The organism is Pseudomonas sp. Marseille-Q5117, from assembly GCF_946901175.1.
GTDB classification, from domain to species: Bacteria; Pseudomonadota; Gammaproteobacteria; order Pseudomonadales; family Pseudomonadaceae; genus Aquipseudomonas; species Aquipseudomonas iranensis.
The window spans coordinates 23,386-43,842 of sequence record NZ_CAMPPP010000024.1; the positions used below are offsets into that span (position 1 = coordinate 23,386).

Annotated in this window: 20 protein-coding genes and 2 pseudogenes; 11 read left to right on the forward strand and 11 right to left on the reverse strand. The window is 60.6% G+C overall.

Features of this window, described 5'->3' with window-relative positions:
* Position 1 precedes the first annotated feature (1 nt).
* Together OC605_RS26490 and OC605_RS26495 are read right to left on the reverse strand one after the other, a co-directional pair.
* Positions 2 to 805 (reverse strand): OBAP family protein, encoded by an 804-nt coding sequence (locus OC605_RS26490; protein ID WP_038861835.1) that lies wholly within the window; start codon positions 803 to 805, stop codon positions 2 to 4.
* Between the two features lie 96 nt (positions 806 to 901).
* Entirely contained in the window at positions 902 to 1,069 is a 168-nt protein-coding gene (locus OC605_RS26495; protein ID WP_024013301.1) for a hypothetical protein, read from the reverse strand.
* 177 nt (positions 1,070 to 1,246) lie between these two features.
* Between OC605_RS26495 and OC605_RS26500 the strand changes: the two genes are divergently transcribed.
* Positions 1,247 to 1,675 (forward strand): nuclear transport factor 2 family protein, encoded by a 429-nt coding sequence (locus OC605_RS26500; protein ID WP_262140335.1) that lies wholly within the window; start codon positions 1,247 to 1,249, stop codon positions 1,673 to 1,675.
* Positions 1,676 to 1,743: 68 nt separating this feature from the next.
* On the opposite strand, the gene mqo is transcribed toward OC605_RS26500, so the two are convergent.
* Positions 1,744 to 3,390 (reverse strand): malate dehydrogenase (quinone), encoded by a 1,647-nt coding sequence (mqo, locus tag OC605_RS26505; RefSeq protein ID WP_024013303.1) that lies wholly within the window; start codon positions 3,388 to 3,390, stop codon positions 1,744 to 1,746.
* Between the two features lie 529 nt (positions 3,391 to 3,919).
* On the opposite strand from mqo, the gene OC605_RS26510 reads away from it, so the two are divergent.
* Complete coding sequence (locus OC605_RS26510) at positions 3,920 to 4,351, forward strand: nuclear transport factor 2 family protein (protein WP_262140336.1); 432 nt, start codon at positions 3,920 to 3,922, stop codon at positions 4,349 to 4,351.
* Between the two features lie 159 nt (positions 4,352 to 4,510).
* On the opposite strand, the gene OC605_RS28290 is transcribed toward OC605_RS26510, so the two are convergent.
* On the reverse strand, positions 4,511 to 5,374 hold the full coding sequence (locus tag OC605_RS28290) for a methyl-accepting chemotaxis protein (protein WP_374190771.1): 864 nt from the start codon (positions 5,372 to 5,374) through the stop codon (positions 4,511 to 4,513).
* Positions 5,369 to 6,031 (reverse strand): annotated as a pseudogene (locus tag OC605_RS28295) (HAMP domain-containing protein); the annotation flags it as partial. The gene OC605_RS28290 and the pseudogene OC605_RS28295, both read right to left, overlap by 6 nt.
* 336 nt (positions 6,032 to 6,367) lie before the next feature.
* Here OC605_RS28295 and sodC point away from each other — a divergent pair.
* Positions 6,368 to 6,889 (forward strand): superoxide dismutase [Cu-Zn] SodC, encoded by a 522-nt coding sequence (gene sodC / locus OC605_RS26520; protein ID WP_262140338.1) that lies wholly within the window; start codon positions 6,368 to 6,370, stop codon positions 6,887 to 6,889.
* 4 nt (positions 6,890 to 6,893) lie between these two features.
* Here sodC and OC605_RS26525 read toward each other — a convergent pair whose 3' ends face one another.
* Positions 6,894 to 7,547, reverse strand: coding sequence for a DUF2238 domain-containing protein (locus tag OC605_RS26525; protein ID WP_130902463.1), 654 nt, complete (start codon positions 7,545 to 7,547; stop codon positions 6,894 to 6,896).
* Between the two features lie 161 nt (positions 7,548 to 7,708).
* Between OC605_RS26525 and OC605_RS26530 the strand changes: the two genes are divergently transcribed.
* On the forward strand, positions 7,709 to 8,023 hold the full coding sequence (locus tag OC605_RS26530; RefSeq protein ID WP_016775151.1) for a DUF2388 domain-containing protein: 315 nt from the start codon (positions 7,709 to 7,711) through the stop codon (positions 8,021 to 8,023).
* 80 nt (positions 8,024 to 8,103) lie between these two features.
* Positions 8,104 to 8,505 (forward strand): hypothetical protein, encoded by a 402-nt coding sequence (locus OC605_RS26535; RefSeq protein WP_038861845.1) that lies wholly within the window; start codon positions 8,104 to 8,106, stop codon positions 8,503 to 8,505.
* On the opposite strand, the gene ligD is transcribed toward OC605_RS26535, so the two are convergent.
* On the reverse strand, positions 8,506 to 11,130 hold the full coding sequence (ligD, locus tag OC605_RS26540; RefSeq protein WP_262140339.1) for a DNA ligase D: 2,625 nt from the start codon (positions 11,128 to 11,130) through the stop codon (positions 8,506 to 8,508).
* Between the two features lie 409 nt (positions 11,131 to 11,539).
* Here ligD and pcsA point away from each other — a divergent pair, with 409 nt between their 5' ends.
* A complete protein-coding gene (gene pcsA / locus OC605_RS26545; RefSeq protein ID WP_016775154.1) occupies positions 11,540 to 12,262 on the forward strand; it encodes a phosphatidylcholine synthase in 723 nt (240 codons plus the stop codon).
* 134 nt (positions 12,263 to 12,396) lie between these two features.
* Here the strand turns inward: pcsA and OC605_RS26550 are convergent, their stop codons facing one another.
* Positions 12,397 to 13,209, reverse strand: a complete 813-nt coding sequence (locus OC605_RS26550) for a class I SAM-dependent methyltransferase (protein WP_262140340.1) — start codon at positions 13,207 to 13,209, stop codon at positions 12,397 to 12,399.
* 230 nt (positions 13,210 to 13,439) lie between these two features.
* On the opposite strand from OC605_RS26550, the gene OC605_RS26555 reads away from it, so the two are divergent.
* The gene (locus OC605_RS26555) at positions 13,440 to 13,901 is read left to right on the forward strand and encodes a GNAT family N-acetyltransferase (RefSeq protein ID WP_262140341.1); all 462 of its coding nucleotides are present in this window, start codon (positions 13,440 to 13,442) and stop codon (positions 13,899 to 13,901) included.
* 18 nt (positions 13,902 to 13,919) lie between these two features.
* Here OC605_RS26555 and OC605_RS26560 read toward each other — a convergent pair whose 3' ends face one another.
* The 3 genes and pseudogenes from OC605_RS26560 to OC605_RS26570 form a co-directional block, all read right to left on the reverse strand.
* Entirely contained in the window at positions 13,920 to 15,131 is a 1,212-nt protein-coding gene (locus tag OC605_RS26560) for a cytochrome c biogenesis protein DipZ (RefSeq protein WP_262140342.1), read from the reverse strand.
* Positions 15,132 to 15,363: 232 nt separating this feature from the next.
* Positions 15,364 to 15,600 (reverse strand): annotated as a pseudogene (locus tag OC605_RS28300) (hypothetical protein); the annotation flags it as partial.
* Positions 15,601 to 15,633: 33 nt separating this feature from the next.
* The gene (locus OC605_RS26570; protein ID WP_016775158.1) at positions 15,634 to 15,897 is read right to left on the reverse strand and encodes a DUF2790 domain-containing protein; all 264 of its coding nucleotides are present in this window, start codon (positions 15,895 to 15,897) and stop codon (positions 15,634 to 15,636) included.
* A 297-nt stretch (positions 15,898 to 16,194) separates the two neighbouring features.
* Between OC605_RS26570 and OC605_RS26575 the strand changes: the two genes are divergently transcribed.
* The 4 genes from OC605_RS26575 to OC605_RS26590 all read left to right on the forward strand — a co-directional run bounded on the left by OC605_RS26575 (position 16,195) and on the right by OC605_RS26590 (position 20,337).
* Complete coding sequence (locus OC605_RS26575; RefSeq protein ID WP_039762337.1) at positions 16,195 to 16,935, forward strand: response regulator; 741 nt, start codon at positions 16,195 to 16,197, stop codon at positions 16,933 to 16,935.
* The gene (locus OC605_RS26580; protein WP_110645568.1) at positions 16,932 to 18,242 is read left to right on the forward strand and encodes an ATP-binding protein; all 1,311 of its coding nucleotides are present in this window, start codon (positions 16,932 to 16,934) and stop codon (positions 18,240 to 18,242) included. Before OC605_RS26575 ends, OC605_RS26580 begins: the two co-directional genes overlap by 4 nt.
* A gap of 151 nt (positions 18,243 to 18,393) precedes the next feature.
* Positions 18,394 to 19,440, forward strand: a complete 1,047-nt coding sequence (locus OC605_RS26585; protein ID WP_186566552.1) for a class I SAM-dependent methyltransferase — start codon at positions 18,394 to 18,396, stop codon at positions 19,438 to 19,440.
* A gap of 54 nt (positions 19,441 to 19,494) precedes the next feature.
* Positions 19,495 to 20,337 carry an NAD-dependent protein deacetylase gene (locus OC605_RS26590; RefSeq protein WP_262140344.1) on the forward strand — a complete coding sequence of 281 codons (843 nt, stop codon included), beginning with the start codon at positions 19,495 to 19,497 and terminating at the stop codon, positions 20,335 to 20,337.
* The last annotated feature ends 120 nt before the right edge of the window (positions 20,338 to 20,457 follow it).

Consider the following 20,457-nt stretch of genomic DNA (forward strand, 5'->3'; position numbering starts at 1 on the left):
ATCACGGCTGACTCCGGGCATTCTCATCGCTTGGCGTGGCCGGGCGCGGCATGACGTGTTGATGGCCGGTCGGGTCGTTGAGCTGGATGACATTACCCTTCTGCCACGCATCAGCCCCCGTTGCGACAGGCGCCGGTTTGATCTCGGCGCGGGCCTTTTTCTTTTCGGCGCTATCAATGCCAAGACGCCGATCGCGCTGGCGGATCATTTGCGCATCGGCCTGACCGTCAGCGGTAAAGCCCATCATCAGCTGCGGCACGCCCAGCGGCAGTTGCTTGTCCTGATCGGTGTGCCAGGTGTGCCAGGTCTTGCCGTAGGTATTGGCGAGTTTTTCCATCAAGCGCGTTTCTGCCACTTGCGGGATGCCCGGCGCGACCAACTGGCCAGAACTGACTTCGTGAGCGTGGCTGTGCCACAGGGCTTTTTCTTTCGCTGGCAATTGCGTGAACAGGCGCTGGCTGATGATGTATTCGACGCCCATCAGTTTGGCTTCAGCGGTGTTGCCGTCGTAGATCACACACTGGAACACTTCTTCGTTGAGCGCCGAGCAGTAGTGATGCGCTTCCATCTGCGCGCCGGGATGACCGTTGTAAAAATGGAAACCATCAAGGTACATGTTCAACGCGCGAATTGGCGGCTTGTCCTGCAACCACTGCGCGCCGACTTCGAGCATTTCCGTGTCGGACGCCTTGGCCTGGCCGGGTGTCTGCACCGGCGAATCGGTGTTGCTCATGGCGCAACCGGTCAATGCGGCGACCATCAAACCGATAGGAACCCAACGTCCCTGTGAGGTTGTCGTACGCATGTTTCACTCCTCGAACTGTCAGTGACGGGCGCGTGCTGGCCCTGTTCTGCAACTGAAAGCAGGAGATCGGCAGAGTTCGAAAAAGCTGCGTGCGGATCAGACTGGAGAGATCGTCGCCAGCACGCCAATCAGAATGGTCAAGGTCAGAAAGCCGCCGAGAAAAATCGCCATCTTGTACATGTTGCGCTCCTTGAGGCTGGGTGTGCGGTGCACCGGACGCTGCGGGATGAGGTCGGAGGGTGACTGGCCGCACTGCCGGGGCATTCTGAGCCTGTGGCTGTACCGAATACAGAGGCAGATGAAACAGAAAAATACGGATCAGATGCGCATCTGATCCGCTTCGGGCATGAAGCGGTATTCAGGCTGAGACTTGAGGATCCACTTTCGGCGCGGTTGATCTACAGTCATTGCCGACCGACAACAAGAAAAACCGGAGTGACCATGCCCGACCTCGCCTTGCAGCCCAACGTCGCCGCGTCCCTCGAGCGCTGGCACGAGATGATCCGCAGCGGCAATCTCAAAGCCCTGCCCGAACTGCTCGATCCGCAAGCTGTGTTCCGCTCGCCCATGGCCCACACGCCCTACCCCGGCGCGCCGGTGGTGGCGATGATCCTCAACACCGTGTTCGAAGTCTTTGAAGATTTCGCCTATCACCGCGAATTGGCGACGGCGGATGGCCTGAATGTGATTCTCGAATTCAGCGCCAGGGTTGATGCGAAGGAGTTGAAAGGCATCGACATGATTCGCTTCGATGAGCACGGCAAGATCGTCGAGTTCGAAGTGATGGTGCGGCCGCTGAGCGGGTTGCAGGCACTGGGCGAAGAAATGGGTCGGCGCCTCGGTGCCTATCTCGCGTCCGCAAAAGCCTGAATCCGCCCTGCATAAAAAAACCCACTGACCGTCGCCGGTTCAGTGGGTTTTGTGTGTCAGGGTTCTGCTTACAGAGCCATGTCACGTGCAGCGTTTTCCTTCGGCGCTACGGCTTTGTCAGCCGCAGGTGCCGCCGGAGCAGCTACCTGACCGATCGCTGGAGGCGTCGGCAGTTCGAGGATTTTCGCGGTGTAAGCCCACTCGGCAGCCACTTTGGCCGGATCGCTGTTCAGCTGGGTGCCGTAGCTCGGCACGATCTGGTGCAGCTTGGTCTGCCACTCAGGGGATGCGACTTTGTCTTTGAAGACTTTCTGCAGCACGCTCAGCATGATCGGTGCAGCGGTCGACGCGCCCGGCGATGCGCCCAGCAGGCCGGCGATCGAGCCGTCTTGCGAAGCAACGATCTCGGTGCCCAGCTTCAGCACGCCACCAGCGGCTTCATCACGCTTGATGATCTGCACGCGCTGGCCGGCTTGCCACAGACGCCAGTCTTCGGCTTTGGCGTTCGGGAAGTACTCCTTCAGCGCGTTCAGACGGTCTTCATCCGACAGCATCAACTGACCGGCAAGGTACTCGACCAGCGGGTATTCCTTGATGCCGACCTTGGTCATTGGCCAGATGTTGTGGGTGGTGGTGCTGGTCAGCAGGTCGAAGTACGAACCTTCCTTGAGGAACTTGGTGCTGAAGGTCGCGAACGGGCCAAACAGAATGACGCGCTTGCCATCCAGAACACGGGTGTCCAGGTGCGGAACCGACATCGGTGGCGCGCCAACCGAAGCCTTGCCGTAGGCCTTGGCCAGGTGTTGCTCGGCAATCGTCGGGTTCTCGGTCACCAGGAACGAACCGCCAACCGGGAAGCCTGCGTATTCCTTGGCTTCCGGAATGCCCGACTTCTGCAGCAGGTGCAGGGCACCGCCGCCAGCGCCGATGAACACGAACTTGGCGTCGGTTTCGGTCTTGCTGCCGTCCTTGAGGTTTTTGTAGCTCACACGCCAGGTGCCGTCGGCGTTCTTGGTGATGTCTTCGACTTCGCTCGACAGCTTCAGATCGAAGTTGGGTTTGGTTTGCAGGTGAGCGGCGAACTGGCGGGTGATTTCGCCGAAGTTCATGTCCGTACCCAGCGGGCTCCAGGTGGCCGCGATTTTCTGGTTCGGGTCACGCCCTTCCATCATCAGCGGTACCCACTTCTTGATCACCGCCGGGTCTTCGGAGTACTGCATGCCGGCGAACAGCGGGCTCGCCTGCAGGGCTTCGTAGCGCTTTTTCAGGAACTTGATGTTGTCATCGCCCCACACGAAGCTCATGTGCGGTGTGGTGTTGATGAACGAGCGAGGGTTCTTCAGCACGCCCTGCTGAACCTGCCAGGCCCAGAATTGACGGGAAACCTGGAACGCTTCGTTGATCTCGACAGCTTTCGGGATCGTTACGTTGCCCTTGTCGTCTTCCGGGGTGTAGTTCAGCTCGGCGAGGGCCGAGTGACCGGTACCGGCGTTGTTCCAGCCGTTGGAGCTTTCCAGGGCGACGCCATCGAGACGCTCGACCATTTCCATCGACCAGGTCGGTTCCAGCTCATTGATCCACACACCCAGGGTGGTGCTCATGATGCCGCCGCCGATCAGCAGGACGTCAACTTTCTTGGCTTCGGCAGCATTGGCAGACGACATCCCCATCGCCAAAGCCAGACCGAGCAAGGCTGTGTTCACTTTCTTAAACATCTGTTGCACCTATGATAAAACGCCTTCCGCCCGTCGTTGTTATCAGTCTGCGTTGCGCTGTGTTGACGCTCAGGCTGGCGTCGCGCAATCCGGCACACTTCAATATTGACGGGTGGGCACACAAGGCCGACATGTGGCATCGACCTCAGTTAATGTCCCTTCTGAACTGACTTCTTATCGTTATTGGCTTCAGCTGCTTGAGCGACAGGGATCCCGTCGGCCCGCCCGAAAGGCCAGCCAACCGAATTAAGTCAAAGCAAATTTGGCGCGGAGAATATCACGTCAGGGCGAACCCGCGCGTCTGTTCCCGACTTGAAAGTCTTTTTCCGCTCAGGGGCTTATCGGCCATGGGCGATCAAACATGACTGCGATCAGGCATTGGCCTGCAAAGTTTTTTGCGCGATGCGCATCGCAACTTGATAAATCAGTGCCAACCGCTCGTTGTTCATGCAGAAAATAACCTGCTACGTTGTACGATGACTGACGAACCTAGCCAGTCATCCCTACCCAATAACAACAAGGAAACAACATGACCAAATCCCGCCTCCTCATTGGCTTGTTCTGCGCGTTCAGCGCCTGTGCCATGGCCGCCCCTGCCCCAGCGGAAAAGGACGTTGCCCAAGCAGTTGATCACCTGACTCAGGCGATGCTGCACAAAGACATCGCCGAGTTGAACGCTCTGACCGCGCCGAACCTGACCTACGGCCACTCCAGCGGCAAGATTCAGAACAAGCAGGAATTCATCGCCGACATCGAAACCGGCCGCAGCGCATTCAAGACCCTGGAGATGCAAAAGCAGACCATCACGATGTCCGGCGATACCGCATTAGTGCGCCACCACTTCTCCGCACAGGCGTTGAAAGGGACCGAGGTGATTCCGACCGAGATCGAGAGTTTCCAGATCTGGCAGAAACAGGGTGGGAAATGGTTGTTGGTTGGGCGGCAGGCGTTCAGGTTTTGATTGAGGGCACATTGGCCTGATTCAGTGTTGCCCGAGCTGGCCTATTCGCGAGCAGGCTCGCTCCCACAAAGGACTCGACACTGGCGAACCTTGTGGGAGCGAGCCCGCTCGCGAAAGCGCTGGCTCAGGCAATGGAAAACCCGCTGGTCTACCTCAACATCACAACCGAAACCGATCCACCGACCGCGCCAACTGCCCCGCCAGATTCGACAACTCATCCGTAGTCGTCGCCGTCTGCCCGATCACCCGGCTATTGCCCTCGCTCATTCCCGCAATCATTTCCACCTGATGGGCGATCTCGTTACTGGCCTGGCTCTGTTCGCCAATCGTGCGGGTGATGTCGTTGACCAGTTGCGTGGTGTTCAGCGTGGCGTCGAGGATCTCGCGAATCGCCCGCTCGACTTCCGCCGTCACCGCCATGCCCTTGTCGACCTGCGCCACGCCCGCCTCCATGCTGCTGACCGCCTCGCGCGTGCTGTTCTGGATGCGCGCGACCATGGCGGCGATTTCCTGGGTCGAAGCGCTGGTGCGTGCGGCCAGACTGCGCACTTCATCGGCGACCACGGCAAAACCACGGCCCTGTTCACCCGCCCGCGCTGCCTCGATCGCCGCGTTGAGCGCCAGCAGGTTGGTCTGGTCGGCGATGCTCTTGATCACCTGAATGATGTTGAAGATCGCCTCGGATTCCTGATCCAGCGTGCGGATCACCTGCGCCGACTGCTGTGCCGAGCGGGCGATGTCGTCCATGTCGCTGACCACTTGATGAATCACCCCGCCACCCTCCTTGGCCAGGTTTTCGGCCTGATTGGCCATGCTCAGGGCACGTTCGGCGTGGCGGGTGATCTCTTCGATGCTCGCAGTCATCTGGCTGGCGGCGGCCGCCATGGTGCCGGCGGCAACGCTTTGCTGCTGGCTGCTGTCGGCGACCTGATGGCAGCCGTGGCTGAGCTGCTCGCTCATGCCACTGACGCCGTGAGCGTTGCGCCGGACCACGTCAATCATGTTGCGCAAATCGCGCTGCATGGTCGCCAATGTGCGGATCAAAACGCTGGCTTCGTCCTTGCCGGCGGGCTCGACAATTGGTTCGCTGAGATTGCCATGGGCAATGCTTTCAGCGATGCGGCTGGCGGATTTGAGCGGCCCCATGATACTCAGGATCACCCAGCGCCCCTGAATCAGCAGCAGCAACAGACTGACGACCAGCACCACTGCCAGCGCAAGATTGGCGTGGCGGATGGCCGCTTCGGTGCCTTCGCTGGTGTGCAGGGTGTTGTTTTCGATCAGTTCGCTGAGCGCGCCCATCTGCTCTTCGAGCTGAGTAAAGGCGCTATTGAACGTGCCGAGCTGCTGTTGGGCGGCATCCGGATTGTCCAGCGCCACGCCGACGATCTGCTCGGCGGATTTGATATAGGTGTCGAGGCTCGGCTTGATCTGCTCCAGCGCCGTGCGCAATGCCGGGTTGATCGGCAGCTTGAGGTTGTCATCCAGCACTTCACGAAAATGCCCGGCGTGCTCGGTGAGCGAATCGCGCACGTCGGTGGCGGTGGCGGTGCTTTTGCCCAGGCCGACCAGCATCGCCGAATAGACATCGGCGCGCAGGGCGTCGTGCATCATGTCCGCTTCCATGTGATTGCGCAGCGCGCTCATGCTCACCGTGTTATCGCCGACCGCCGTGGCCATCCGCAGGTTGCCGACGTAACTGACCAGACTCACGATCAGCGCCGTCAGCAGGCTGGTCGCAATCAGCAACACCAAACGCAGTTTGATCGACACCGTGGAATCTCCCGTGGGCACGCTGGATTGCGCTTGTCGGATTTCAGTTAAGCCTATGTGCAGGGAACTGCCGACACAGAGCGTATCGGCTGATGTCAGCGGCGACTTGAATCCGGCAAAACTTTTCAAACGCGAACCCGGTCACACCTTGCAGCGCCGCTGGATAATGCCTTCATCGCCGGTTAACCCCGGCAGGCTATCAATCCATGGCTTCGAACATTCATGCAGCTGAAGGAAACGCTTATGAAACGCGCACTGTGGTTTGGTCTGCTCGGCACGCTGGCAATCGGCACCGCACAAGCGGCAACGGAGAAAGTCGCGATCAACCTGGTCAGCGCCGACGGCGCGCCGCAGGCGATCGGCTCGGTCACCGTCAGCGAGACGCCTTATGGCCTGCTGTTCACCCCCGACCTGAAATCGTTGCCGGCCGGCATCCACGGCTTCCATGTCCATCAAAACGGCAGCTGCGAAGCGGGCACCAAGGATGGCGTCAAAGGCGCAGCACTGGCCGCTGGCGGACACTTCGATCCGGCGAAAACCGGCAAGCACCTTGGCCCTTACGCCAACGGGCATCTGGGCGATCTGCCGGCGGTATATGTGATGGCTGATGGTGTCGCCAACTACCCGGTGCTGGCGCCGCGCCTGAAGAAGATCGCCGAGATCAAGGGCCACGCCCTGATGATTCACGCCGGCGGCGATAACCATTCCGACATGCCCAAGCCTCTGGGCGGTGGCGGTGATCGCATGGCCTGTGGGGTGATCTGATCCCTCACCGCGGCGCTCGGCGCCAGCGCGTCAATACCAGCAAGGACAGCCCGGCGCCGAACAGCGCCAGGGCCATGTCCTTCTGCGAATCCCAAGGATCATTCTGCGCACCGACGAAGGCCTGGCCAGTGTCGTCGCCCAGGTAAGCGCCGCCGACCCATTCGATCAATTCGTACAACGCCGACGTCGCCAGCACTACATTCAGGGTCAACAGCGCCAGCCACGCGCCGCGCAACGGCGTCAGGCGCAGCAGCACTTCGCGAATCGGCCAGACCAGCAGCAATCCATAGCTAAGGTGCACCAGCCGATCATAGTGATTGCGTTCAAGACCCAGCACTTTGTTGACGCTCACCCCGGCCAACAGCGTGCCCCACTGATCGTAAGGCACCCGCGAATAGGTGTAATGCGCGCCGACTTCATGAATGCACAGGAAGGCGAAGAGCATCCCCAGCGACAGCGTCGACAGGCGAAAACGCCGATGCGCCAGCAGCAGGGTCAACACCAGCGCCAACGCCAGGACATTTTCCAATAGCCAGTCGACGCGGCTGCGCGGGAACAGGCCGAGCGCGATGGTCAGGCAGATAAATCCAGCGAGCAAAAGCGCTTCGATTCGCGTATCTGCCGGTTGGGCAACGTTGTCGCTGACTCTGACGAGCATGGGTCGATTCTCGGCAATACAGGCAAGCGGTAGACCCTTGCCGGTTTTGCCCGGTTCCTCGCCGCTACGTTTTTGCGGCCTACGGAACTCCCGCGCGCCGTTCACCTCTGAGGTTATGTAGTCCCTTCCCTTTTTGCTTAGCGCTTGTGGAGGAACACGTCATGCGCAAGTTAGTCCTGATTTCTTCTCTTATGCTTTGCCTGCCGGTCGGTTCGGCGCTGGCCCGCGTTGACGCGGGTGATGTCGCCACTTCGGCAGGTGTGTCCGCGTCGCTGTACTCGACCTTCAAGGACGACAAAATGGTGATTCCGGCCCGTGACGACGTGTCTGCATTCGTCGCCAGCGGCGGGGCCATTCGTGGGGTTTATCTTGAGTCGGTACTGCAACAGGTGCGCCAAGCCAACCCTGGCTTGAACGCCAGTGATGAAGACCTGGCCAACGCCATTCTGGTGCAATACGAAGGCGTGCAGCAGTAGTCACGAGGGAAGCAGCGGCCGATGGACGGCCGCTGAGTGCGCATAGGCAAACATGTCCGACGGCCTCTATGATGGAGGCCATGACGACCACCGTGCCCTTGCGCTCACCCTGCCCTCCCGGCGCCTGCATCTGCGGGCGCGATCCGTTGCTGGAAACCCCCGGCGCCGATCTGCGCATCCTGCGCCTGACTCGCGCAGAGGAAAAAATCCTCCTGGCGCGCCTGGAACAACTCAAAGACCTCGACGACCTCAAACGCCTGCAACAGCGTATGTACGAGCAACTCGGCATCCGTGTCGACGTCGCCCCCGGTTTCAACGAAGTCCGCACCATGCGCGGTATCGCCATTCAGATCGACGAGCTGCCAGGCCTGTGTCGCAAGACTCGCGCGGCAATTCCGGCGGCGATTCGCAAGGGCTTGGAAAACCACCCGCAAATCGCCTTCGAACTGCTCAACGCCCACGACTTGCTGCGCGACACCTGATCACTTTTTCATGCCGACGCGTTTGCGCATCTCGGCGGTGATGGTCTGACGGGTTTTCTTCATGTCCGCCCAAGGCTCATCACCGACTTCGGTCAGACGCTCGTGAACGTTGTAGATGTTCCAGTGATTACCGCCCTTGATTTCAGCGACTTCCTCTCGGTACAGCGGCACCGACACCGGCATGCCTTCCCGCGCGCGTGCGGCGTAGGCGCAAATGGTGGTGGCGCCGAGGCCGTTGCGCAGGTAATCGATGAAGATCCGCCCAACGCGGTTTTTCGGCCCGGACACCGCTGAAATACGATCCGGCAGCAACTTGGCCATATGGCTGACGATGGCGTGGCTGAAGTCCTTCACTTCGTCCCAGCCATGCTTGCGCGTCAACGGCACCACCAAGTGAATGCCTTTGCCGCCACTGGTTTTCAGGAAGGCTTTGAGGCCCAGCTCATCGAGCACGGTGAGGGTCAGCGCGGTGGCTTCAACCATGCTTTTCCATGGCAGCGCCGGATCCGGGTCGAGATCGAGGACGAAACGATCGGGCTTGTCCAGATCCACCTTTGTAGCGTTCCAGGTGTGCAGCTCGACGGTACTCATCTGCACCGCGCCGACCAGCGCTTCGGGATTGTTGATCATCATCACTGGCTGGCCGGTGATGTCCTTGTCTAGTGCAGTAATCCCCGGGATAGCCAGGCGTTCGGCGTTCTTTTGGAAGAACAATTCGCCGGCAATGCCGTCCGGTGCACGCACCAACGCCACGGGGCGATCCTTGAGTTGCGGCAGGATGTATTCGGCGACACTGGCGTAATACTGCGCCAGTTGCATTTTGGTCGTGCCGCTGACGGCGTCGATCACCCGATCCGGGTGGGTAATGCGTACCTTGCCGCCGGCCAGTCCTGATTGCGACGGTGCGGTCTCGGCTTTTTTGCTGGCGGCGGTTTTCTTTGCCGGTTGCTTGTCGGCGGTTTTGGTTTTTTCGTTTTTTTCGGTCTTTTCGGACTTGGCAGCTTTCACAGGCTTCGCTCGCTCCTCGGTGATGTCCTTGGCCGGTTTGTCATCGCGCAAACCATGGAACACGGCGTGGCGCACCGAGCCGTCCTTGGTCATCTCGGCGAATGCCACTTCGGCCAGCAGTTTGGGTTTGAGCCAGTGCACGCCTTTGGCCTCGAAACCGCTGGGTGGATTGACCACTGCGGCGCTTTTGGTCTGCAACGGCTTGAGTTGGGCGAGGATGCTTTTCAATGTGGTTTCGTTGAACCCGGTGCCGACCTTGCCGGCATAGCGCAACTCGCCGCTGTCACGGTCGTGCAGGCCGAGCAGCAAGGCACCGAAAGCACTGCGCGCACCTTTCGGATCGGTGTAGCCGACGATGACGAATTCCTGGCGATGCTTGCATTTGAGCTTGATCCAGTCGCCGCTGCGCCGCGATACATATGGCGAACCGAGGCGTTTGCCGATCAGGCCTTCCATCTGCATCTGGCAAGCGCTGTTGAGCAGCGCGTCCGGGGTTTCTTCGAAGGCTTCGGAGAAGCGCAGCGTTGAGGATTCTTTCTGCGCGCCGAGGATGGTGCTCAGCGCGGCGCGGCGTTCTTCCACCGGCACATCGCGCAGGTCGACGCCATTCAGATACGGCACGTCGAACAGGTAATAAACAATGTTGCCGCTGCGCCCGGCATCGAAGGCATTCTGCAACGCCTGAAAGTCCGGCACGCCTTGCTCATTGGCCACGACCATTTCACCGTCCAGCCATGCCGATTCCAGACCCAATGCCGCCAGTGCCTTGGCCTGCTGCGGGAGTTTGTGCGTCCAGTCGTGGCCATTGCGGGTGAACAGCTGCACCTCATCGTGATCGATCCGCGCCATGATCCGGTAACCGTCGAACTTGATCTCGTAGCTCCACTGCCCTTCGGGTGCGCTGTCGACCAGCGTCGCCAGTTCCGGCTTGATCAGTGCCGGCAACTTGGCCTTGCGCGCGCCGGTAAGCTGCCCGGACGCCTGCTTGCGCGGCTTGGCCGGGGCCTTTTTTACCGGTTTGGCTTTATCGGCAGCAGCCGCCGATTTGCCAACAATCGTGCGCTCGCTGAGCACGCTGTCGGGCTCGGCGACCAGCACGTCGAAATCATCCTGCGGTCGCGCGGCGTTGTCCTGATGCTTGATCAGGAACCATTGTTCTTTCTTGCCCGGCATGTGCGTGCGCACCAGATTCCACACGCCGCCGAGCTTCTCGCCCTGCAGCTCGAACTTGAGCCGCCCCTTGGCATAGGCCTTGTGCGGATCCTCCAGCGGAATCCACACGCCGCGATCCCAGACGATCACATCACCGGCGCCGTAATGCCCCTCGGGAATGCTGCCTTCGAACGTCGCGTAATCGAGCGGATGATCCTCGACATGAATCGCCAGACGCTTGACCGACGGGTCCAGCGACGGCCCCTTCGGCACCGCCCAGCTCTTCAGGGCGCCGTCGAGCTCGAGGCGAAAGTCGTAATGCAGGTGCGAAGCGTCGTGCTTCTGGATGCAGAACTGCAAGGCATGATCCTTGGCCGCCTTTCGGCCCGAGCGCTTGACTGCGGCCGGCTCCGACGTCGCGGAAAAATCACGCATGCGGTTGTAATCGTCGAGGTTCCTGTTCATGAGCACACCGATGGCAGACGGGTTCTGTTATGCAGAAGAGCGACACGGCGGCGGAAAAATTCAATCGAGGTAAAAAAGCCCCGGACGGATGGAGCGGCCGGGGCTTGTAACGACACATCCAGTAATTGGCTGGGGCTGGCTAAACAGAGTGCAGACGCTAAGGCTTTTCCGGCCTGATTGCGTCTGGCAACGATAGACCGACGCAGCCATAGCGCCAGCACCGTTGGGCTGACGCCGGGTAACCGATGAAATCGCACCCGAGAAATTTTCCGCGAGCCAGCTAAGATTCATGGGTGGTGAACCTTATCCCGGCCAAACCGGTCGATAGCTGCAACCCGACCCGGTTTGCCGACGCCCTTTCTGACGATGGGCGATACCCGGCTTGCTTCACTTTCTGGAGAACGCCCCCGTGATATCCACCGTACACATCGCCAGGCTCAAAGCATGGGGCGCCCATGGTTTTACCGCGACCGGCGTGGTCACCGCCTTCCTCGCCACCCTCGCCCTGCTGGAAAACCAGCCGATTCATTGCCTGATGTGGCTCGGCGTGGCGCTGATCGTTGACGGCCTCGATGGCGCGCTGGCGCGCAAGGTCAATGTGCAATCGGTGCTGCCGAGTTTCGACGGTTCGATCCTTGATCTGGTCATCGATTACCTGACTTATGTATTTATCCCGGCACTGTTTATCTACCGCTACATTCCCTTGCCTGATTACACCCTGCTGCTGACGGTGTCGGTGATTCTGGTGTCGTCGCTGTTCTGCTTCTGCAACGTCAACATGAAGAGCAAGGATAACTATTTTGTCGGCTTCCCGGCGGCCTGGAACGTGGTTGCGCTGTGCCTGTACATCATTGGCCCGGGGCCGTGGATTACCTTTCTCACCGTGATCGGGCTGGCGCTGCTGACGGTGACGCGGATGAAGTTCCTGCACCCGTTTCGCGTGCGGCGTTTCATGCCAATCAATATCGCGGTGACGGCGATCTGGCTGTTGTGCAGCCTGTCGCTGGTACTCAATCACCCGGTGATCAATCCGCTGGTGATGGGCTTGTGGTTGTTGATGTCGGCTTATTTCCTGGGGATCTGCATCTGGCGCACGGCGCTGGAGTGGTTTGATCGCAGCCATTTGAAATAAGCACATCCCCCTGTGGGAGCGAGCCTGCTCGCGAATGCGGTGGTTCCATCAACATCAAGGTTGTCTGGCACACCGCTTTCGCGAGCAGGCTCGCTCCCACAGAGATCTTCATCGATCAGGAAATCCGATCTGGACTAGCGCTTGGTAATCACCACCTCCAGATACTCACTCGGCACCACCAGCGACGCCTCCCCGGCGCGATTCGATCGGTTGAGCAACTCGGTCAGTTCATTCTCCAGCGCCTGCCCGGCCTCCGCCGACAACACCGCAAAAGCCTTGTGCACCGGCCCGTACCAGTGGCGAAAGATGTCAATGAAATGCGCCGCCGAGCGGTAGCGGAAGTTGAAGTGGCTGCGGGTCACGCGCACGACAAAATCGCGGTCATCGAAATGCTTGTGCAGCCACGCATCCGAGCCCCAGTTCGATGGCGGCTGAGCAACTGCGGGCGGTGGCAGATGCTGGCCGAGTATCTTGAACATCTGGCCGACGAAGCCCTCCGGCGTCCAGTTCGCCATACCGATCCGCCCGCCCCGCCGACAGACCCGCCCCAGTTCAGCAGCAGCGGTGATCTGGTCAGGCGCGAACATCACGCCGAACGTCGACAACACGGCGTCGTAGCTTTCATCGGGAAAAGGCAAAGCCTCGGCATCGGCCACCTGAAAAATCACCTCCAGATGCTCGGCCCGGGCGCGATCCTGACCACGCTCCAGCAGTGCCGCGACGTAATCGGTGGAGGTCACCACACAACCGCGCCGCGCCGCTGCAAGGGTGGCGTTGCCGTTACCGGCGGCGACATCCAGCACCTGTTCATCACAGCGCAGATCGCAGGCCTCGGCGAGGCTTTCACCGACGATCTGCAAAGTCGTGCCGATAACGGCGTAGTCGCCACTGGCCCAAGCGACTTTCTGACGTTCCTTCAGGGCAGTGAGATCAATCGGGGTACTCATGACAGCGAGCTCCGTGGCAGAGAGAAAGCACAGGCTGCGACGCGGACCGTGCTTGCTCACTATCGCGCCGAGGCTGCCCGGCGTCCCTGTCAATCGTCCGGCAACCCCGTAAACCAGGCACTTTGCCGATGAGTGGCGGAAATCTGTCAAGCACCTGATACACCTTGCGCATTGCCAGCGTCGCGGGATTGGTTTCTGATGCCGGTTCGCCTCTGGAACGGATCTGACTGATGGCATTGCAACTGGATTGGCTCGCCGCACACATGCAGTACAGCGATCGATACGCGGGGTGGATTCACCAACAATTTCATTACGAATACGCCGATCAACCTTTGGCTCGATGGCAGCGAGAATTTGCCGAAGGCCAAAGCAATGGCGATTGGTCATGCCTGATTGCCATGGACGGTGAGCGGCTGCTCGGCGGTGCGGCACTGGCGCGCGATGACCTCACTGATCGATCCGATCTCGGACCCTGGCTGGCCTGTGTCTTCGTGGATCCCGAAGCGCGGGGTCAAGGCCTGGCCGAGCGGTTGATTGAAGGAATATGCGAAGAGGCGAAAAAACGAGGGGTGGCGCGCCTGTATCTGCACACGCAGGACAAACACGACTACTACGGCAAACGCGGCTGGCAGGTTCTGCAGCAGTTTCAAGCGTGGGGCAAAACGCAATGGCTCATGGTCCGCGACCTCTGAGCCATTGCGTTGTCTTGATCAGGCAGCCGGTGCCTTGGCCTCCTCCAGCAACTGCTTGATCATCTGCTCCTGCTCGGCATAACGACCTTCACCGAAGTGGCTGTAACGCATCTGGCCCTTGGCGTCGATCAGGTAATGCGCCGGCCAGTATTGATTGTCGAAGTTGCGCCAGATCGCATAGTCGTTGTCGATCGCTACCGGGTAGGTGATACCGAGTTTTTTCACCTGATCCTTGACGTTGTTGATGATGCGTTCGTAGCCGTATTCGGGGGTGTGCACGCCGATCACTACCAGGCCGTCCTTCTCGTATTTCTTCGCCCAGTCTTTGACGTACGGCAGGGTGTGCTGGCAGTTGATGCAGTCGTAAGTCCAGAAGTCCACCAGCACGACTTTGCCGCGCAGGGATTCGGCACTGAGCTCTGGTGAATTGAGCCACTGCACAGCGCCCGACAGCGACGGCATCGCGCCCCGGGCCTCGTCCATCATCGAATCGGCGCGGACCTTGCTGACGAAGTAGTCGACCACTTTCGGCACGTTTTCCAGGACGTTTTTCTCGACGCTGGCCACGCCCTCGGAAGAGGTATTGGCGAGCAGGGTTTTGTCGGCGCCCGTCGAGATCACCGCGACCGTAGCAAGTACCGCAACCCCGGCACCACGGCGCAACCAGCCGCTGAACGGAATCGACGGTTTCAGCCGATTGACCAGACCGCGCCCGGCGAAGATCAACGTGCCCAGCGACAAGGCACTGCCGACGCCGTAAGCCAGCAGCAACAGGCTGGTCTGCGCATTGGCGCCTTGCAACATCGCGCCGGTCAGAATCACCCCAAGGATCGGCCCGGCACACGGCGCCCACAACAGGCCGGTGGCGACACCGAGCATGATCGAGCCCATCGGTCCTGCACGTTTACGCGTGTCCTGATCGAGACGATTGCCCAGCGCGACAAACGGCCTGGTCAGCCAGTCACCGACGCGGGCCGAGATCAGCGACAGAGCGAACAGCGCCATGACCAGCAAGGCAACGTGGCGGCCGGTGTTGCTCGCCTGAATCACCCCCTCGCTGCTGACCACGGCAAGGCTGGAGATCAGCGCAAAGGTCAGCGCCATGCCGGCGAGAGTCAGGAAGATCGAGGAACGGGTACGGTTGGCGCCAGCGAACAGAAACGGCACCACCGGCAGGATGCACGGACTGAGAACGGTCAGCAGACCGCCGAGAAATGCGATGAGGTACATAAGGGGTCACCTTGAAGTGGGGGCTGGGCACGCAACCGGGCAGCGAGGGAAACGTCCCCTCGCTAGCTCGCTTTATTTACACCGTGGCTCATGCAGTCGGACCGTCGAGCAACCGTCCTTGAGGCGTACGACTGGCACCGTTTTCCGCGACCAGTTGGCCTTGCGGTGTACGGCTGGAACCATCAGCGGCAACCAACTGCCCCTGCGGTGTGCGGCTGGAACCATCAGCGGCAACCAACTGCCCCTGCGGTGTGCGGCTGGAACCATCAGCGGCAACCATCTGCCCCTGCGGTGTGCGGCTGGAGCCGTCAGCGGCGATCAAGGCATCGCTGCCCTCCTTCGCCACGGTGGTCAGCTGGAAGCAGGTGCTGCTGGCGCAACTGCTCTGCTCCACAGCACTGTTGGCGTGGGCGGCGGCACCGGTGAAGGCGAAGGCTGCTGCGGTCAGAAAGCGCGAGACGTTGTTCATGGCAAAACTCCTTGCAGAAAAAGTAGGGATGACTCAGTTCTGGTTGTTGCAGCCGTCAGCGAATTTGCTGTAATCCAGCTCGCGGGTTTTGCCGGCGGAATCGAGGTAGGTCATGCGCGCCTCGGTGATGCCGCAGGTCACCGAGGTGTCTTCGGTCATCGACAGCACTTTCTGGATATCCAGATGGGTGCCGTAGGTGTAGGTTTGCCGGCTGACGTCAGCTTCGGCGTGGGCCGACAGGGTGCAGATGTTCAGAGCGGCGAACAGGCAGGCGGCGAATACGGATTTGTTGTTCATGGTGTAGTCCTCAAGGCTTCAGTGGGTTTGAGCCGAGGCGGTCTGTGTGTGCCTCGATGGAGCCTATTTGAGGCCTTCGAGGTATCGCGTCTGTGTCAGGAAAGGACGAGAATCACTCGTTGTGTATCCATGCAGCGTGTAGATACAGAGCGATACAAAACCCCGAAAAAATCGTGATTTTGCGTCGGTGTGTATCCGCCGCTGCGGCAGATACACTGCAATACAAAGGCAGGCAGGCGTGCGGTCTACGGCGCTATAGACTGCACGGCATTCCCCCTTTGACAGAGGCTTGAACCGATGGAACATGTCGATCACATTCTCATCGTCGACGACGACCGCGAGATCCGTGAACTGGTAGGCAACTACCTGAAGAAGAACGGCCTGCGCACAACAGTGGTTGCCGATGGCCGGCAGATGCGCAGCTTCCTTGATGCCAACACCGTCGACCTGATCGTGCTCGACATCATGATGCCCGGCGACGATGGCCTGCAGCTGTGCCGCGAATTGCGCGTGGGCAAACACAAGGCAACGCCGGTGCTGATGCTCACCGCGCGCAACGATGAAACCGACCGCATCATCGGTCTGGAAATGGGCGCCGACGATTACCTGACCAAACCCTTCGCTGCCCGCGAACTGCTGGCGCGGATCAACGCCGTGTTGCGCCGCACGCGTATGTTGCCGCCGAATCTGGTGGTCACCGAAGCCGGACGCCTGCTGGCGTTCGGTCGTTGGCAGCTGGACACCTCGGCCCGCCACCTGCTCGACAGCGACGGCACCATGGTTGCCCTCAGCGGCGCCGAATACCGCTTGTTGCGGGTGTTCCTCGACCATCCGCAACGGGTGCTCAGCCGCGATCAACTGCTCAACCTGACCCAAGGCCGCGAGGCCGATCTGTTCGATCGCTCCATCGATCTGCTGGTCAGTCGTCTGCGTCAACGCCTGCTGGACGATGCTCGGGAGCCGGCCTATATCAAGACCGTGCGCAGTGAAGGTTATGTGTTTTCGCTGCCGGTCGAACTGCTCGGGGCGTCAGCATGAAACTCAAGCTGCAATGGCCGCGCACCCTCGCCTCGCGCCTGTCGCTGATTTTCCTGATCGGGCTGATCCTGGCGCAGGGTCTGTCATTCGGCGCGCAATATTACGAGCGTTACCAGAGCGCGAAAAGCACCATGCTCGGCAACCTCGAAACCGACGTCTCGACCTCGATGGCAATCCTCGATCGTCTGCCCGCCGCCGAACGCGAAGCGTGGTTGCCGCGTCTGGCCCGGCGCAACTACGGCTACCTGCTCAACGAGGGCGAACCGGGCATGCCGGTGACCTCGGCTGAAAAGTCCGTCGCGATTGCCTCGATTACAGCGGCCATCGGCGACACTTATCCCATCGTGTTTACCGAAGTTCCCGGCGGTCCGAGACAACACTTCCAGGGCCACCTGCGCCTGAGCGACGGCAGCCCGGTGACCATCGATATCCGTCCGGCGATGGTGCCGCTGTCACCGTGGTTGCCGGTGGTGCTGCTCGGCCAACTGGCGTTGCTGATCCTCTGCACCTGGCTCGCCGTGCGCATCGCCATCCGGCCACTCACCCGCCTCGCCAACGCGGTGGAAACCCTCGACCCCAACGCTCACCCGATCAAGCTCGACGAGCAAGGGCCGACCGAAGTGGTTCACGCCGCGCGGGCGTTCAACGCCATGCAAACGCGCATCGCCGCCTACTTGAAAGAACGCATGCAACTGCTCGCGGCGATTTCCCACGACCTGCAAACGCCGATCACCCGGATGAAACTGCGCGCAGAATTCATGGACGACTCGGTCGAGAAAGACAAACTGAGCAGCGACCTGGGCGAAATCGAGCATCTGGTGCGCGAAGGCGTGGCCTACGCCCGCAGCGTTCACGGCGCCACCGAAGAAAGCCGGCGTACTGATCTCGACTCGTTCCTCGACAGCCTGGTCTTCGACTATCAGGACATGGGCAAGGACGTGCAGCTCGGCGGCAAAAGCAAAGCGGTAATCGAAACCCGTCCGCAGGCCCTGCGCCGGGTGCTGGTGAACCTGACCGACAACGCCCTGAAATTCGCCGGCGCCGCGCAATTGCAGGTCGAAGCGCAGGGCAACAGCCTGTCGGTGAAAGTCCTTGATCGCGGCCCGGGCATCGCCGAGGCCGAACTGGCGCAGGTGCTGGAACCGTTCTATCGCGTGGAAAACTCGCGCAATCGCGACACCGGCGGTACCGGGCTCGGATTGGCGATCGCCCAGCAATTGGCGATGGCGCTGGGTGGCTCGCTGCTGTTGAGCAATCGTGAAGGCGGCGGGCTGTGCGCTGAACTGAAGTTGCCGCTGCCGCGCTGAGGAAAAACACCGACTAGACTCATTCATTACCCAGTCGAGGGGGCCGCAGGACGTCTGCTGTGCCCTGCCCCTATCCGTGACCACCGCCCGGTGGCGCCTGCCTCGACATTCAACGCCGCCGGACGGTGATCCTGTTTCAGGAGCACACGTGATGAATGAGGCGAAGCTCAACGAATTCATGGGCAAACTGGTCAACGACATGGGCGGCGCGGCGATGCTGGCCAATGTCATTGTCGGCGAAGAACTCGGTCTGTACCGGGCAATGGCCGACAGCCAACCGATCAGCCCCGAAGCCCTCGCAGCCAAAACCACCTGCAATCCGCGCCTGGTGCGCGAATGGCTCAGCGCCCATGCCGCATCGGGCTATATGGAACACGTTGACGGTCAGTTTCGCTTGCCGGAAGAACAGGCACTGGCGCTGGCCGTGGAGGAATCCCCCGTGTACGTCGCTGGCGGTCTCGGCGTGGTGGCGTCGTTTTTCCATGACAAGGACAAACTGGTCAAGGCCATGCGCGGCAATGGCGCCTTGTCTTGGGGCGATCACCATCCGTGCATGTTCAGCGGCACTGAACGCTTCTTCCGCCCCGGCTACAAAGGTCACCTGATTGCCGAATGGCTTCCGGCCCTGGAAGGCGTGGTGGCCAAGCTGGAACGCGGCGCCAAGGTTGCCGACATCGGCTGCGGCCACGGCGCCTCGACGGTGATCATGGCCCAGGCGTTTCCGAAATCGCAGTTTGTCGGCTTCGACTTCCACGCGCCGTCAGTCACCGTCGCCACGCAACGGGCCGAAGAAGGTGGCGTGGGCAATCGCGCCAGATTTTTCGAGGGCACGGCGAAAAACTATCCCGGCGGCGACTACGACCTGATCTGCTTTTTCGACTGCCTGCACGACATGGGCGACCCGGTCGGCGCCGCTCGCCACGCTTATGAGTCGCTGAAAGACGACGGCACGGTGTTGTTGGTCGAACCGTTCGCCAACGACAAACTGGACGACAATCTCAACGCGGTCGGGCGCCTGTTCTACGCAGCCTCGACGTTTATCTGCACACCCAATTCGCTGTCCCAGGAAGTCGGCCTCGGGCTCGGTGCGCAGGCCGGGGAAATGCGCCTGCGCAAAGTCTTTGTCGAGGCCGGGTTCAAGCAGTTCCGCCGCGCCACGCAAACGCCGTTCAATCTGATTCTGGAGGCGCGCAAGTAACCCGTGCGGATCGCGTGCTAACCTGCCGGCACTGCCCATTCTGGAGTGCTGAGCATGCTCGATAGCCCGATCCGCGAACATCTCGATACGCTGTTGCAGGCCATGGCCGACGATAACTTCCTGATATTGACCGGCGCTGGCATCAGCACGCCATCGGGCATTCCGGACTATCGCGACAGTGACGGCGTGCGTCGCGGGCGGCAGCCGATGATGTATCAGGAGTTTCTCGCCGCCCCGGAATCACGCCGGCGCTACTGGGCGCGAGCGATGCTCGGCTGGCCGCGCGTGCGTCAGGCCAGACCGAATGCCGCGCATGAGGCGCTGGCGACATTGCAGCAGCGTGGCCGGATCAGCGACTTGATCACGCAGAACGTCGATACCTTGCACGATCAGGCCGGCAGCCACGATGTGATCGAACTGCACGGCAGCCTGCATCGAGTGCTGTGCCTGGATTGCGGGCAGCGCAGCGAGCGCGACGCGATCCAGCAGCAGATGGAGGCACACAATCCCTACCTGAGTGGTGTTGATGCGGTGCAGGCGCCGGATGGCGATACCTTGCTCGACCCGGCATTTGAAGCGCGCTTTCAGGTACCGCAGTGCCCGCATTGCGCGGGTGAGCGGATGAAACCGGATGTGGTGTTTTTCGGCGAGAACGTGGCGCAACCGACAGCCGCACGGGCGCTGGCCGCCGCCGAGAATGCGGCGGGTTTACTGGTGGTGGGATCGTCGTTGATGGCGTATTCGGCGTTTCGCTTGTGTCGGGTGATTGCCGAGCATGGCAAGCCGTTGATGGCGATCAATCTGGGCAAGACCCGGGCGGATGATCTGCTCGATTTGAAGATTGAAGGCTCGTGTGAGGAGCTTTTGCCTTGGTTGGTGGAGGAGCTGAGGCGGTGAGATTTTGAGTAATGGGTTCGGCTTGAAATCGGCCCCTCACCCTAGCCCTCTCCCGAGGGAGAGGGGACTGACCGAGGTGTTTGTACGGGATTCGTCGACCTGAAATCACTCATCGAACTC

What these genes read in the sequence shown, in the direction of transcription:
- mqo (WP_024013303.1), bottom strand. Translation starts at nt 3,390, where the DNA reads ATGTTTAAGAAAGTGAACACAGCCTTGCTCGGTCTGGCTTTGGCGATG.
- OC605_RS26490 (WP_038861835.1), bottom strand. Translation starts at nt 805, where the DNA reads ATGCGTACGACAACCTCACAGGGACGTTGGGTTCCTATCGGTTTGATG.
- OC605_RS26580 (WP_110645568.1), top strand. Translation starts at nt 16,932, where the DNA reads ATGAAACTCAAGCTGCAATGGCCGCGCACCCTCGCCTCGCGCCTGTCG.
- OC605_RS26525 (WP_130902463.1), bottom strand. Translation starts at nt 7,547, where the DNA reads ATGCTCGTCAGAGTCAGCGACAACGTTGCCCAACCGGCAGATACGCGA.
- OC605_RS26535 (WP_038861845.1), top strand. Translation starts at nt 8,104, where the DNA reads ATGACGACCACCGTGCCCTTGCGCTCACCCTGCCCTCCCGGCGCCTGC.
- OC605_RS26585 (WP_186566552.1), top strand. Translation starts at nt 18,394, where the DNA reads ATGAATGAGGCGAAGCTCAACGAATTCATGGGCAAACTGGTCAACGAC.
- OC605_RS26550 (WP_262140340.1), bottom strand. Translation starts at nt 13,209, where the DNA reads ATGAGTACCCCGATTGATCTCACTGCCCTGAAGGAACGTCAGAAAGTC.
- OC605_RS26495 (WP_024013301.1), bottom strand. Translation starts at nt 1,069, where the DNA reads ATGCCCCGGCAGTGCGGCCAGTCACCCTCCGACCTCATCCCGCAGCGT.
- OC605_RS26575 (WP_039762337.1), top strand. Translation starts at nt 16,195, where the DNA reads ATGGAACATGTCGATCACATTCTCATCGTCGACGACGACCGCGAGATC.
- OC605_RS26560 (WP_262140342.1), bottom strand. Translation starts at nt 15,131, where the DNA reads ATGTACCTCATCGCATTTCTCGGCGGTCTGCTGACCGTTCTCAGTCCG.
- OC605_RS26530 (WP_016775151.1), top strand. Translation starts at nt 7,709, where the DNA reads ATGCGCAAGTTAGTCCTGATTTCTTCTCTTATGCTTTGCCTGCCGGTC.
- OC605_RS26555 (WP_262140341.1), top strand. Translation starts at nt 13,440, where the DNA reads ATGGCATTGCAACTGGATTGGCTCGCCGCACACATGCAGTACAGCGAT.
- ligD (WP_262140339.1), bottom strand. Translation starts at nt 11,130, where the DNA reads ATGAACAGGAACCTCGACGATTACAACCGCATGCGTGATTTTTCCGCG.
- OC605_RS26570 (WP_016775158.1), bottom strand. Translation starts at nt 15,897, where the DNA reads ATGAACAACAAATCCGTATTCGCCGCCTGCCTGTTCGCCGCTCTGAAC.
- sodC (WP_262140338.1), top strand. Translation starts at nt 6,368, where the DNA reads ATGAAACGCGCACTGTGGTTTGGTCTGCTCGGCACGCTGGCAATCGGC.
- OC605_RS26590 (WP_262140344.1), top strand. Translation starts at nt 19,495, where the DNA reads ATGCTCGATAGCCCGATCCGCGAACATCTCGATACGCTGTTGCAGGCC.
- OC605_RS28290 (WP_374190771.1), bottom strand. Translation starts at nt 5,374, where the DNA reads ATGCAGCGCGATTTGCGCAACATGATTGACGTGGTCCGGCGCAACGCT.
- OC605_RS26510 (WP_262140336.1), top strand. Translation starts at nt 3,920, where the DNA reads ATGACCAAATCCCGCCTCCTCATTGGCTTGTTCTGCGCGTTCAGCGCC.
- OC605_RS26500 (WP_262140335.1), top strand. Translation starts at nt 1,247, where the DNA reads ATGCCCGACCTCGCCTTGCAGCCCAACGTCGCCGCGTCCCTCGAGCGC.